The sequence below is a fragment of the Corallococcus sp. CA053C genome (assembly GCF_003611675.1).
GTDB lineage: Bacteria > Myxococcota > Myxococcia > Myxococcales > Myxococcaceae > Corallococcus.
The window spans coordinates 1-13,535 of record NZ_RAWA01000023.1; the positions used below are offsets into that span (position 1 = coordinate 1).

The 13,535-nt window shown below is 68.9% G+C and carries 12 protein-coding genes; 9 read left to right on the forward strand and 3 right to left on the reverse strand.

Annotated elements, in window-relative coordinates; translation table 11 throughout:
- From D7V97_RS44525 to D7V97_RS05070, 7 genes are all read left to right on the forward strand, one after another.
- The coding region (locus D7V97_RS44525; protein WP_199728711.1) for a hypothetical protein at positions 1 to 846 on the forward strand (846 nt) is incomplete at its 5' end.
- Positions 847 to 862: 16 nt separating this feature from the next.
- The gene (locus D7V97_RS05045; RefSeq protein ID WP_120609448.1) at positions 863 to 2,707 is read left to right on the forward strand and encodes a hypothetical protein; all 1,845 of its coding nucleotides are present in this window, start codon (positions 863 to 865) and stop codon (positions 2,705 to 2,707) included.
- A gap of 7 nt (positions 2,708 to 2,714) precedes the next feature.
- The gene (locus D7V97_RS05050; protein ID WP_120609449.1) at positions 2,715 to 4,550 is read left to right on the forward strand and encodes a hypothetical protein; all 1,836 of its coding nucleotides are present in this window, start codon (positions 2,715 to 2,717) and stop codon (positions 4,548 to 4,550) included.
- A 7-nt stretch (positions 4,551 to 4,557) separates the two neighbouring features.
- Entirely contained in the window at positions 4,558 to 5,649 is a 1,092-nt protein-coding gene (locus D7V97_RS05055) for a pentapeptide repeat-containing protein (protein ID WP_120609450.1), read from the forward strand.
- A gap of 37 nt (positions 5,650 to 5,686) precedes the next feature.
- Positions 5,687 to 6,088: a hypothetical protein gene (locus D7V97_RS05060; protein WP_120609451.1), complete on the forward strand. Its 402-nt coding sequence runs from the start codon at positions 5,687 to 5,689 to the stop codon at positions 6,086 to 6,088.
- A 2-nt stretch (positions 6,089 to 6,090) separates the two neighbouring features.
- Positions 6,091 to 6,474 (forward strand): hypothetical protein, encoded by a 384-nt coding sequence (locus D7V97_RS05065; protein ID WP_147444687.1) that lies wholly within the window; start codon positions 6,091 to 6,093, stop codon positions 6,472 to 6,474.
- Complete coding sequence (locus D7V97_RS05070) at positions 6,471 to 6,863, forward strand: hypothetical protein (protein WP_120609453.1); 393 nt, start codon at positions 6,471 to 6,473, stop codon at positions 6,861 to 6,863. The genes D7V97_RS05065 and D7V97_RS05070 overlap by 4 nt, the downstream gene beginning before the upstream one ends.
- 109 nt (positions 6,864 to 6,972) lie before the next feature.
- Here D7V97_RS05070 and D7V97_RS05075 read toward each other — a convergent pair whose 3' ends face one another.
- Together D7V97_RS05075 and D7V97_RS05080 are read right to left on the reverse strand one after the other, a co-directional pair.
- Positions 6,973 to 7,437: a hypothetical protein gene (locus tag D7V97_RS05075; RefSeq protein WP_120609454.1), complete on the reverse strand. Its 465-nt coding sequence runs from the start codon at positions 7,435 to 7,437 to the stop codon at positions 6,973 to 6,975.
- Positions 7,438 to 7,576: 139 nt separating this feature from the next.
- Positions 7,577 to 9,718: an ATP-binding protein gene (locus tag D7V97_RS05080; protein ID WP_120609455.1), complete on the reverse strand. Its 2,142-nt coding sequence runs from the start codon at positions 9,716 to 9,718 to the stop codon at positions 7,577 to 7,579.
- Positions 9,719 to 9,867: 149 nt separating this feature from the next.
- Between D7V97_RS05080 and D7V97_RS05085 the strand changes: the two genes are divergently transcribed.
- The gene (locus D7V97_RS05085) at positions 9,868 to 11,565 is read left to right on the forward strand and encodes a DUF4157 domain-containing protein (RefSeq protein ID WP_158623275.1); all 1,698 of its coding nucleotides are present in this window, start codon (positions 9,868 to 9,870) and stop codon (positions 11,563 to 11,565) included.
- Positions 11,566 to 11,584: 19 nt separating this feature from the next.
- Here the strand turns inward: D7V97_RS05085 and D7V97_RS05090 are convergent, their stop codons facing one another.
- On the reverse strand, positions 11,585 to 13,261 hold the full coding sequence (locus D7V97_RS05090) for a phosphatidylserine/phosphatidylglycerophosphate/cardiolipin synthase family protein (protein WP_120609457.1): 1,677 nt from the start codon (positions 13,259 to 13,261) through the stop codon (positions 11,585 to 11,587).
- 62 nt (positions 13,262 to 13,323) lie between these two features.
- Between D7V97_RS05090 and D7V97_RS05095 the strand changes: the two genes are divergently transcribed.
- Complete coding sequence (locus D7V97_RS05095; protein ID WP_147444688.1) at positions 13,324 to 13,527, forward strand: hypothetical protein; 204 nt, start codon at positions 13,324 to 13,326, stop codon at positions 13,525 to 13,527.
- Positions 13,528 to 13,535 lie beyond the last annotated feature (8 nt).

Here is a 13,535-nt window from a genome sequence, read left to right on the forward strand (position 1 = left end):
CGGCTGGACATCGCGGGAGCCCTCCGGATGGACGCGGGGCAGGCGCTGCTCTTCGAGGGGGCGGGCACGCTGCGCGCCGAGGACGGTACGAGCAGCCTCTCCTTCCAGGACGCGCCGCCCCGGATGGAGCTGGTGGCCCTGAAGACCACGAGCGCCGACTCCGGGAGGATCCAGCTCCAGGCGGGCACGGGCATGCCCCCGGTGGTGCTGTACCCCAACGGACACGCGACCATCACAGGCGCCCAGGACGTTCCCCAGGCGCGGCTCTCCGTGCTCGGGCGCGTGCGTGCGCTCCAGGGAGGCTTCCGGTTCTCGGACGGAAAGGTGCAGCCCACCGCGGCCCGCTCCACCACGGTCCGGGTCGGAATGATCATCGACTGGTGGTTGCCCAAGGGGGTGGTGCTGCTCCTGCCCGCGGCGTTCGCCATCTGTGACGGCCACGTGATCAACGACCCGGGCTCGCCCCTGAACGGGGTGCGGCTGCCGGATCTCCGGGGCCTCTTCGTCCGGGGCACGGGGGACTACATGAGCATCGGGCAGCGCGGGGGGGCGCAGAGCCATTCGCACCTGCTCACGCAGGTGCCCCAGCACACCCATGGCGTGGCCCACAACCACGGGTGGTTCCGGGGAACGTCGAGCAACACACTGGGCGAGCCCTACTCCGACGCCACCGACGACAAGCTCACTAGCTTCGACCACCAACACGCCGTCGAGATCCGGGTCGATGAGACGGACACAACCACCTCCCACGAGAACTCGGGCATCGTGAGCCCCCCGGCCGTGACGCAGACCACCGCGAACCTTCCGTCCTACTTCGGGCTCGTGAAGATCATGCGCATCCGGTGAGGAACGAGGGCACGCCATGACGACGAAGCTGGAGAAGCCCCGCTACTTTCCGGGGGAGTTCCTGGCGGCGGGTGACTACTCGGCCGAACAGGACTACCTGGCGCGCCTGCGCCACACGCACGACGGGGTGCTGCACACGTGGGGCATCGCCACCGGCCTCGCCGTCTCGCTCAGCGCGAACCCGCTCCGGGTGACGGTGTCCCCCGGAATCGCCGTCGATCCTTCGGGCCAGCTCGTGAGCCTCACGGAGCCTCGGGACGCGGACCTCCCCGTGCCTTTCGTCGACAGCCGACTCGTCCTCACCCGGACCGAGGAGGTCATCCCCCCGTTGCAACCCGATGGACTGCCGCGCCTGCGCGAGTCCGCGGAGCTGTCATGGGAGCCCCTGGGAGCCCCCGACCTGGAGCCGCGGCTGGTGCTCGCGAGCGTGTCGGCGGGGCCGACCCTGGACTTCACCCTGCGCCGCCATGCGGGCCTGGAAGTCGGTGCGCTGCGGTTCGTCAGCCCACGGCTCGCGCGCACGCGGGAGCCGTCGCTGCTGGGCTGGTCGGCGGCGGAGGACCATGGGGTGCGGATCAGCGCGAACGAGCTGCGCATCCAGCCCCTGCAAGCGCCACGGGAAGCCACGGTGTCGCTCCAGGGCGGCATGCTCGGCATCGGCACGACGCTCCCGACCAGCCCGCTCGACATCCGCGAGCCCAACGCGCCGCTCGTGGGCCCCGGGCTCCTGTCCAGCGACGGAACGCTCGTCACCGGCACGGATCCGACGCTCGGAAGGCTGCTGGCGGTGGGCGACCGGATCCTCACCCGGGACCGTCAGGGGCAACAGGTCCAGAGCGCCATCGCCGCCGTCCTTCCGGATGGGCGCGTGGTCACCGCGTCCCCCCTGGAAGCCCAGGACGCGCTCTGGCAGTTCCGCCGCGAGTCCATTGCCCGGTTCGCTTCGCCTGACGGTCGTGCGCTCCTGACGTGCGACGCGACGGCCCAGGTCCGGATTGGCAGGGACCTGTCGGGAACGCCCGCGCGACTCGCGGTCTCCGGAGGGGATGTCCTGCTGCGCGGGGGCGCGGTGGAGTTCCAGGCGGACGGCCGGATCCAGGATCTCACCGGCGCCCAGGAGATCCGCTTCAATCAACGCGAGGGCTTCCTGGGACTTCGCACCGCGGGCGACCTCCACCTGCGCGCCAGCACGGCCCCGTCTCCCCTGCCCTTCGGCCTTTTCCTCGCGGCGAGCGGCAACGTGGGACTCGGCACGGACGCACCGGGGGATGCGCTCGTCGTCGAAGGCGCCCTGCGCTCCGTCGGCGACGAGGCGCGGGGGATCGCGGGTGGCTTCGTGTTCCCCGACGGCACGGTGCAGGAGACCGCGGAGATCGCCCTCCCCATTGGGGGCATCATCGACTGGTGGCGGCCCAACGCCCAGGTGCAGATCCCCGGCGAATACCGGATCTGCGACGGCAGCACCGTCGACGACGAGGACAGCCCCTTCTACGGCAAGCAGCTTCCGTCCCTCACCTCGCGCTTCATCCGGGGCGTCGGATCGGTGAACGACGTGGGGCCTGGCGGCAGCGACACCCACGTGCACGTCTACACGGTGCCCGCGCACAACCATCCGTTCCAGCACACCCACCCCGACTACGCCGGGCTGAGTGGACAGGCGAACGGCAACGACGGCCCCGCCGACCGGCTCGCGAGCCAGTTCTGCGACCGGGGCCACGTCCACAACTTCCGGGCGCAGATCTTCTCGTCCGCCACGACGAACACCCGGGACAACGGCGACGCGGGGACCCAGGCCCCTTCCGGGCCGGCCTCCCTGCTTCCGCCCTTCTACGGGCTGCTGAAGCTCATCCGGATCAAGTGAGGACACGATGAGTCCCGGGAACCAGAGACCGCTGTTCCTGCCGGGAGCGCTCCTCCAGGCGGAGGACCTGTCGCTCCAGCAGGAATACCAGCTCACGCAGGACCGGACGGCGAACCAGGGCCTTCACACCTGGGGCATCACGGAAGGACTGGAGCTGCGCGCGTCCGGCACGAACCTCGTCTCCGTGAACGCGGGCATGGCGCTCGATTCGCTCGGTCGCCAGTTGGTGCTGTCCGCCCCCGTCACCGTGGACCTCCAGGCCCTCGCCGAATCGGAGCTCTACATCACCGTGCGCTACGACGAGGCTCCGGTCTCACAGGTCGGAGACGCCCAGGGGACCTGGTTCCTGCGCACCCGCGTCGCCCCGCGCGTCCGCGCGCTCGCGGCCCCTCCCGATGACGCCTCGGTGGAGCTCGTCCTCGGGAGCGTGACGCTGTCGGTGTACCGGGAGGTCGTCGCCATCGACGTCGACGCGCGTCGCTACAGCAGCCTCGTCGTGGGCACGTTGGCCTTCACGAACCCCACGACCAGCCCCGCGCGGCTCTGGGCGGGCCCCGAGGCGGGAGCGCTCCACGTGGAGGCACCGAAGATCAACCTCCTGGGTTCCGCCGCCATCCAGGGCGCCCTGGGCGTAGGCGTGGGAGTCCCCACGGCCGGGCTCGATGTCGTCGGCGCCGGTCAGTCGGTGGGCCGGGGAAGCCTCGTGCTCACCGAAGCGCCCTCGGCCGGCCGGGGTCTCCAGGGCGGCCGGCTCACGGCGTACGGCAACGGGACCGCGTTCTCCACGGAGCTGCGCGTGGGCGACGTGCTCCGGGCCGGGGCCGTGCAGGCCATCATCGAGGAGATCCACGGCGCGAACGTGCTCACCCTGGGACGGCTGGGTGACGACGCCGCGCCCGGCGGAGAGACGCCCTTTCAAATCCAGACGCGGCTGCTCGCGCGCATCGCCCAGGGCAATGGCCAACCGGTGCTCGCGGTCACCGCGGAGGGGCGCGTGGGCATCGGCACGGAGACACCCGAGGCGTCCGTGCACGTCGCCCACGGTGACGTGCGGCTCGACGGAGGCGCGGCCGTCCGCTTCCTGGGAGGCGGCCAGATCTGGAGCGGCGATCCCTCCGCCCACGCCATCACCTTCCTGTCCACGGGCGGGCTGACGCTGCGGGATACAGGCGACCTGCTGCTCACGTCGGGGGCCCCGGACGCGACGCATGCGCCAACGCTGACCGTCTCCGGTGGAAGGGGCTTCGTCGGCATCGGTACGCGGGTCCCGGTCGACGCGCTCACCGTCAACGGCATCATCGATGCGACGGGCGGCCTCATCTTCCCCGACGGCTCGGAGCAGACGGTGGCGGTGGTGCCCATCCCCATCGGCACCATCGTGGACGCGTGGCGGCCCCCTGACTCCTCGCAAGTCATCCTCGAGGGCTTCCAGATCTGCGACGGCAGCACGGTGACCCATCCGGACAGCCCGCTGGTGGGCCAGCGGCTGCCCGACCTGCGCGACCTGTTCGTGCGCTCGGTGTCGAGCTACGAGGAGATTGGAACCACCGGCGGGGAGGAGGAGCACACGCACGACGTGGTGCTCCAGGTCCACACACACTCCATCCACCACCAGCACGACATCCAGGCCCAGTTCGACCCCACGCCCCAGAACTCGGGCACCATCCTGTCCCAGAAGAAGCTGGCGCTGGCGGAGCACATCCACAAGCTGGACAACGCGCTGACGCTCCCGCCCACCCCCACGGAGTCCTCGGAATACGTCGGAGGCGAAGCGGTGCAGACGCAGAAGGCCAGCGCCGTGCCTCCGTTCATGTCGCTGCTCAAGCTGATGCGCATCATCTGAGGCCCCCATGCTGAACGTGTGCATCGTCGCGGACGAAGCGGAGCCCCTGGCCAGCGAGGCCGCGCTGCGCCTGCGCGCCGAGGGCCATGACTACCAGCGGGTGGATCCGCGCCACGTGAGCGGACTCGCGCTCGCCACCGCCATCGATCAGTCCCAGGCGGTGCTCGTCGTCCGTCCCCGGCAGAACGAGTCCTTCCTCGCCACGGGGCTGGCGCTCGGCCGGAACAAGCCCCTGCTGGTGCTGGACGGAGGCACCACCATCCCGCCGGGCCCGGGCGTGCAGCAGCTCTCCAGCCTGGAGGACATGGCCAACGCCCTGCGCGTGCTCCCGGAAGCCTCCGCCTTCGTCCACGCGGATCACTTCCGGGCCCAGGGCGCGTGCGACGAGGCCGTGAGCTGGTTCTCCAGTTGCTACCCAGAGGGTGGCAACACCCGGGACTGGACGCAGGAGGAGCAGGTCCGCGCCCTCAGGAACGGGGGAGCGCCCTGGCTCCTGCTCGCGCAGAAGCGGCACCTGGCGCGCATCTGGCCCATGGACGGCGTGGATCTGCGCAAGGCCGACCTGCGCCATGCGGACTTCCGGCGGCTCGTCTTCACGGGCGCGTGGCTGGAGGACGCGGACCTGAGCCACGCGGATCTGCTGGGCACGGGCCTGCGCGGTGCGCACCTGGCCCGCGCGCGCCTGGACCAGTCCCGCCTGAAGGACGCGGACCTCTGGGACGCCGACCTGACGGAGGCCTCCCTCGTGGGCGCACGGTTGATCCAGGCACGGATGGTCCGCGGCCGGCTTTGCCGCGCCAACCTGACGGAAGCGGACCTGAGCCATGCGGATCTGACCGACGCCGACCTCCAGGGCGCCATGCTGCGCGGAGCCAACCTGACAGGTACGAAGGCCAACGGCGCGAACCTGGAGGGCTGCGACCTGTCCAGCGCCCACCTCATGCGGGCGAACCTGCGCGGCGCGCGACTGGCGGGGGCCCGGCTCACGGGTTCGAACCTGCACCAGGCCGACCTCACCGGCGCGGACCTGCGGGACACGGAGTTTTCGGGCGCCTATCTCGTCAACACCATGGGAGTGGTGGGAACGCGGCGGGAGTAGGCTAGCATTCGCCGGACGGAGTCTGGCCGAGGACGGAATGCCCATCGCGTATCGCAGCGTCCGCGTGGTGCTGCAGAACAGCACGGATGACGTGATGACCGTGGAGGGCACGGAGGTGCTCCTGGGCGCGTGGAGCTCCGGCCTCGGTCTGAAGAATGGCGACACGCTCGAGCGGCAGAGCGCGCGCGCCTTCGCCACCGAGTCCATCGTGCTCCAGCGGGGAACCCAGGCCTACGCGCGGCTGGGGTCGCAGAACGGCTACCTGAACGTCCAGTGGCACCTGCCCTGGATTGGCGACTTCACCTGTGACGTGACGTTCGCCTCCCCCCTCCGCCATGTCGCCATCCGCGTGAATGACGACGAGCCGGCCTCCATCGCGGTGCTGGTCACCGTGACGCAGGATCGCGTGGCCTCCAGCGCTGTTCCTCCAGGGAGCTGACCGTGCAGATGGTCTTGAGGAGCATGGACGTCGTGCTCCAGAACAACACCAATGAGCTGCTCACGCTCGAAAGCGCGGAGGTGATGCGCGGCGAGTGGGGCCCGCCCGCCGCGCCGCGCCGCGGCGACGTGGTGGAGAAGCAGAGTTCAGCGAAGTGGCTGAACCAGTCCACGGTGGATGGCGTGGGCGTCATGGGCTTCCTGCGCCTGGGCTGCACCAAGGGCTACATCGACATCTCCTGGAACTTGCCCTACTTCGACGTGGGCCAGCGGACGCAAGAGGTCAAGGTCCCCCCGCCCCTCGACTACCTCATCGACTTCAACACCGAGAACTTCGACCAGGTCGTGATGATGGTCACCCTGGTACGAAGAAGGAACGAGCCATGACGGTCTACCGAAGTGTCAAGGTGGTCTTCCAGAACAGCACGAACCAGGTGCTCACCGTGCAGGGTGTGGCCACCCTGAAAGGGCAATGGACGGACAAGCTGGCGCCGAAGCAGGGGGACGAAGTCCCGCCGCAGTCCGCGGTGACGTGGATGAGCGAGTCGACGGTGATTGGTTCGGGAACCAGCGCCTTCGTGCGGATGGGATCGGTCCACGGCTACATCCGGTTGTCATGGACCCTGCCGTGGGTGGGCCGGTTCGACTTCACGCCGGAGGGTATTCCGGACGGGTGCCGCAAGGACGTGAACATCGACGACCGGCAGCCCGACGCCGTCGTGGTGTCCATCACCCTGCACGACCCCCGCCGCGGCAACAACGACCGCGACGACTGACGCGAACGGGGAGCCTGCGCACCGGCGCTTCCCCGCGTCCTGGAAACACAACGGCCGCCCGGTGTGAACCGGGCGGCCGCTGACGGGGACGACAGCGCCCCGCGAAGGACTACTTGTCCTTCTTGTGGGCGGCCAGGAGGCCGGCGATGCCACCCACGCCGCGCAGCGCCAGGGCCTGCGTGTGGGCGATGGTCTGGGCCGGCAGCAGCTCCACCTGGAAGATGGTGTGGTTGGGGTCCGACGTCTGGAGCTGACCGACGCTGGTGCGGATCTTGTCGTTGCCCGTCGCGTTGACCGTGCTGGTGCCGAACTGATCGTTGCGGAAGTCGATCGCGACGGGAACGTTTCCGAAACCGCTCAGGTGCACGGTGGCGCCCGCGGTCGCGGCGGGGTTGTCCGTCGACACGCCCCAGAGCGCGCCGGCGTACTGCTCGATGGGCTCACCCACCGTGGCCTGCTCCCCGTCGATCCATCCCGTGTCGACGCCGGTGATGGTCGCGGTGCGCACGTTCAGCGTGGCCTGCGTGTTGTTGACGACGGAAACCTCGATGCTTCGATAGCCTGCGTCTGCCATGATGTTGTCCCCTTGCGGCTGTGAAGCTCCGGATGCGAGCGTCCGGCATGAGACCCAGGGACATGGAGTGTGTCAACCATTGAAGGCTTTCGTCACGAACCCCTGACAAGGTGATGCGACGTCAGGGGTTGCCCTCGGATCAGCGCTCCGCGGACTCGGTGAGCAGTTCGGCGTACTCCTGGAAGTCACCCGTCAGGAAGGCCCGGCCCAGCTTCCCGTACTCGCGCCGCGCGGCGGAGAGCAGCGCCCGCATGTCGATGGACGTCCCCCGGTCCACCGCCTGGAACGCCGCGTCGAGGACGACATTGCGCAGGCTGCCACCGGAAAGCTCGAGCTTCTCCGCCAGATAGTGCCAGTCCACGCGGCCATCGACGGGCGCCGCACGGGGCACGAACTTGTCAAGAAGCTGTCGGCGGCGACCCACGTCTGGAAACGGGAAGTCGATGATGAACGACAGCCTTCGCGCGAACGCCGCGTCCAGGTTGTCGCGCATGTTGCTTGCCAGGAGGGTGATGCCCTCGTGCTGCTCCATCCGTTGCAGCAGGTAGCCGGTCTCCAGGTTCGCGTACCGATCGTGAGAGCCCTTCACCTCGGTGCGCTTGGCGAAGAGCGCATCGGCCTCGTCGAAGAAGAGGATGGCGTTCGAGCGCGCGGCCTCATCGAACACCTGGCCCAGGCTCTTCTCCGTCTCACCGATGTACTTGCTCACGACCGAAGCGAGATCCACCGCGAAGAGGGGCAGGCCCAGCGCCCCGGCGATGATGCGCGCGGCCATCGTCTTGCCGGTGCCGGGAGGACCGCTGAACAGCGCGTGCGTCCCGCCACCGTAGAGCACCTTCTCACCGAAGCCCCACTGCTCCAGGACGTGGCGGCGCTGCTGCCGGTGGACGCAGAGCAGCCGCAGCTGCCGGACCGACGACTCCGGCAGCACGAGATCCTCCCAGGTGGAGCCCGGCTCGATCCGCCGCGCGAGCTGTCCCAGGCGGTGCTCCGTCTGCGCGAAGGCGCCCGCGACCAGATCCTGCCGGGAGATCCTCCCACCGCCTCGCGGCCGCGTCCGGGCGCGCTCGTGCGCCGCGAGGACGGCGTCGCGCAGCTGCATGCCCGTGAGGTTGAAGGCGTCCGCCAGGGCCGCGGGGTCCAGGTCCGGATCCACGGGCACGGCGAGCGCGCCCAGCGTCTGCGTGAGCGCCTGCGCCCGCTCCTCCGGACCGGGCAGGCCCAGCTCGACTTCAAGGCTCCTGAGCGCCTCGGGGAGCGTGCGGCGTCTGCCCGCGGACAGCGGCTTTTCGAGCAGCAGGTACACGAACGGCAGCTCACCGAGCACTTCCGCGAACACGCGGCGCGCCCCGGCTGACGCGTCCTCCGCGAAGCACCGGTCCGCGCCCCGAAGCACCAGGGCGCCACGCTCCAGGGCCAGCGTCCGGGTGATGCGACGCGCCCGCCGCTCCGGTGGGGTGGTCCCCTCCAGCAGCCGGCCTGCTTCCAGGGAGAAGAGCTGGAGCCCCAGCGTCCCGGTCGCCGCCGCCAGCCACGGCAGGGCCTCGCCCACCGCGGGGCCATGCACCTCGACGGCGAAGCGGAAGCCCTGGGGGACGCCCTCCTTCAGGCGCCCGCACAAGGTGCCGAGCGCGCGCACCGCGGCCGAGCCCAGCCGGTAGTCCTCCGGCACCTCCGGAGCAACGAGTGCGAGTCCCTCCGCGAACGGGCCCGGGTGATCCGACGCCATGATGAAGTGCAGGATCTCCAGGTCGATGAAGAAGGGCCGGAGGTACAGGTCGCTGGAGACCGTGTCCCGGACGCCTTCCATCGCGAGCAGCTCCCAGCGCAGCAGGGGCGCCTCCGGGTGGAAGGCCTCGATGAGGTCGCCCGCATCACCGAGCACCGGGGCGAGCAACGTCCTCGCGGAATCGACGGTGGGATAGGTCCGGCGGGGATCACCCAGCAGGCGCGCGTAGGTTTCACCGAAGCTTGGATCCAGGAGCGGCGCGAGCGCGAGCAGGAGGAGATCCAGGTCCAGACGCGACAGGTGGAACGTCCGCGCGAGCTGGGCGAGAGGCAGGCGAAGTCCCGCCGAGTCCGCGGCGTCCACCTGCTGGCGGATGGCGTCCTGGAGCGCCGTGAGGTCCAGCGGCCCGCGCTCCGCCGCCCCCGAGTCCTCCGCCGTCGCGCGGCGCACGATGGCGCGCAACCGAGCCAGCTCCGCCTCCAGGTGGGCGCGGGCAGGCCCAGGCGCGGAGGGCATTTCGTCGAGCCGCGGACTGGTTTCGGGCGCATTCATGGATGGGGACTCCTGGAGGGGCGACCGTCGGGTTAACAGGACGCGGGCGAACGCGTCAACGCGGTGTCCCCAGCGGAGCACCGTGCTCACGCGTGATAGCGTCATGCGCTGGAGTGGTGACGGCAGCGAGGTGGACGATGGGCGCGAAGATGGCGAAGACCCCCGTGCCATCCGGGCCGAGCCTGTCCGAGCGACGGGGCGAGCCCTTGTCGGAGCCCGTGCGCACCCGCATGGAGGATGCCTTCGGGGCTGACTTCCGGTCGGTGCGGATCGACCAGAGCCGTGAGGCGCTGCCCTTCGACGCGCACGCGTACACCCGAGGCGACACCATCCGCTTCGCGAGGGGCCACTATGATCCTTCCAGTACTCGCGGCCTGGAGCTGATCGGCCATGAGCTCGCGCACGTGGTGCGTCAGCGCCAGGACCGCGTGGGGGGCGGCTTCTCGCTGGGTGGGGCGAAGGTGAACGCGGACGCGGGGCTGGAGCGCGAAGCGGACGCCCTGGGGCGCGCGGCGGTCAGCGGCCGGTCCGTCTCCGTCGGGCACGTCCCGGATGCGGCGTCTTCCCAGGCCAGCGCCGACGTCATCCAGATGAAGAGCCCCCACATCGTCGGCACCCCGAACTCCACGTCCGTCAAGCACCCCATCTCCGTCCTCAACGACAACCTCAAGACGCAGTTGGGCGACTACCCCTACCCCATCCAGAACGGAGCGCAGGTCCGGCCCAGCGAGTTCATCAAGAGCTCGAAGAAGATCTACGACGCCGTGGACCGGCCCAACTCCATCCACGTGGTGGTGGAGGGGACGCGCCGCACGCCGAGTTCACGCCAGGCCGCGGCGCCGCAGACGGAGATCGGCAACATCGGCGAGCACGAGCGGGCGATGTTCGACCGCCCCGTCACCGCCAAGTTCAACTATGCGGGCGGCCACCTGGTGAGCGACAAGATCCTGGGTCAGGACAGCTACCGCGCGGACAACCTGGCGCCGCAGCTTCGTGACTTCAATTCGCCAGCCTGGCGCGTGATGGAAATCATGGCGGAGAAGGGGCCCTACGACACCGTCAACAAGCGCTTCGACACCAGCGTGCCCATCGACATGAAGGTGGCCGTCGAGTACGCCGACCAGGACTACACGGTGAAGGTCGCGGACCTGGCGGCCTGGAGCGTGATTCCGTCCACGGTGACGCAGACGGACGGTGGCGCCAAGACGATGACGATTCCCCGGCGCGTGCCCCACGTCTGGAAGGCAGAGCTGGCGGTCGACAGCACGAAATTCCCGAACCACGTCCTGAAGGAGGACGCCGTCCCGCCGGTGCCCTCGAAGCACTTCGTCGGCTTGGACACCGCCGTCCTGGATCCCGTCGCGAATCCCTCGTTGAAGTCCCAACCCGAAGAGGGATTCGTCTTCGGCCAATCGAGCGCGACCAGCTTTGGCACAGGGTTCCGGGTCGGTGGAAAGGCCACGGAAAAGGTGGTCGCGGTCCAGGCCTATCCGCAGGACAAGGCCTCCCAGCCCACGGTGGGAGGGGGCTCGGTGATCAAACCCAGCGCGCCCCCCGTCAATCCGACGTTCCTGAGCCTGCCCATTGACATCTCGGACTTCTGGATTCCCCAAAAGGCAAGCGCCAGCAAGAAACGGTCGCGGGAGGACGCCTTCGACGAGCTGGAAAGCAAAACAGACAAGCGCTTCCGCCAGACGTTCGAGAGTGCCGTGCAATATTATCCCGTGCCGAAAACCCGCGCGGAGTTCGGCACGATCCTGAGGTCGAAGCGGGTGGCGAAGCGGAAGAAGGACGCCCAGATCGCCAAGCAGCTCCAGATCGACACCAACATCCTGAACCTCACCTGACGTGCCGCCGCACCCGCGCTCAGAACCAGCTGTAGTCCAGTGGGAAGGGCAGCTTCTCCTTCACCTTCTCGGAGCCCGCCCCCAGCTCTCCTGGACTCCGGGGGATGAGCCGCACCTGATTGTACGCGCTCCGCGCATCGTCGCGGAGCGCCGCGGGCACCTCCTTGATGGAGTGCACGTTGTAGTGCGGAAAGAGCTTCCGTTTCACTTCGATCGCGAACTCGTCGCTCTGGATGTGGAGGCTCATCTCCCCGTCGTACTGCATGCTGCGATGGCCGAAGTTCGCGCTGCCCACGATGACGTGTCGCGAGTCGATGAGCATCAGCTTCGAGTGCACATAGATCTTCGTGCTGTTCGCGTACTGGTCGCTGTCCGCCGGGAAGCGCACCGGGCAGTAGAACTGGACGCGGGGCGTGGTGCCCTCCGCCAGGTCCAGTCCATCAATCGCCTCCAGCGCCACCGTCACCGGCTTGCTCACGGTCTTCTGGCCCTTGAGCTCGGGAGGGCGCATCTGGAGCCTCGTGCCCTCCATCCAGCCCTTCGGCTTCTTCGCGTCGAGGACCTTGTAATACACCCCTTGCTCGTTGTTCACCGGGTCCGTGACGTCGTGGATCCTCAGGCTGAGCAAGGCTTCGTCCAGCTTGCCCTTGGTCCCGCCCTTCTCCTTGAAGCTCGCCAGCAACATCCGGGTGTACGCGATGCGTGACAACTGGGTGTTCGCCTGCGTCGGATCACAGATGGGATCCGGGATCACCACGCAGACCTGGAATTGCTTCTGCGTCTTCAGCTTCCGGCAGATCTCCGTGATGATCTCCGGCTCGAAGAACTGGTAGTTCTCCGCATAGACATACGCGTTGGCGCCCTGGAGGAGCGTCTTGATTTCATCCCGGATGCTGTGTTCGGTGCTCGTGGCGGAGACACCCGTCGTCAGCACGGAGATCCGCAGCCCGCCGTCCTGGGGCTGATCCGTGGCGAGCGCCCGAACGGCGCCCCGGACCTTGTATGGCGGCGTCTCCCAGAGCTGGAACGACACCTGCCGCATCCACCGACGCAGCCATTCCTCCTCGATGTGACACGTCACCGGCCCTTCCACCAACACCGCCGTGTCATGGAGGGTGTGCCCGTGCTTCGTGATGGGGTGTTGGCCGTGGTGGTAGGCCGTGTCCCAGTACTCCTCCTCCATGTTGAAGCCGCCCACCAGCGCCTTGAGCCGTCCTCCGACGGAGAAGAGGGCCATCTTCTGGTGCAGCCCCAGGCCCACGCCCCCCAGGGCCGGGTGACTCTCCAGGTAGACGAGGATCTTCTTCTTGTAGCCGTCCAGGGCCTTCTTCACCGCCTGGTTCCCGCGGGCCACCTTCTTCGCGAAGTTCTCGTCGCCGCCGGCGTTGGCCGACAGGGCGTCCGGATCCCACAGGATGATCTCCACGTGGATGCCCAGGTCCGCCAACTGCTTCAGCGCCACCTCCAGCGTGAAGTCGGGCGTGTCCTTGCTCAGGGGCAGGTGCGGCTCCATGGCCCAGTAGGCCAGCCGCACGTAGGTGTTCGCGGGCACGGGAGCCTGCTGCTGCGACAACGAAACGGTCCCGTCGGAGACACTGCGCCGCACCTCGTCCAGACACGCGACGAAGGCAGCGAAGAAGTCCTCCCCATCCATGAGGAACGTCGCGCCGTTGTTGTCACTGGTCCGCTTGCTCATGGGCGGAGACTACAAGAGCGACCGGGATTTTCGACCACACTGTGCGGTTCCCGTCGCCCGGCGTGACGATCCAGTTCGACCTCGACGCGTCGGCCGCGGCCCGCCAGCGGCGCAAGGCGATGGCCGAGGCGGCCGCGAAGGGCTACCTCGTCGCGGCGGCGCACATCTCCTTCCCGGGCATCGGGCGCGTCCTGTCCGACGGCAAGGGCTTTGACTGGGTGCCGGTGAACCACAGCATCGCCGGACTCAAGCCCCAGACTCCGTAGCGAAGCGA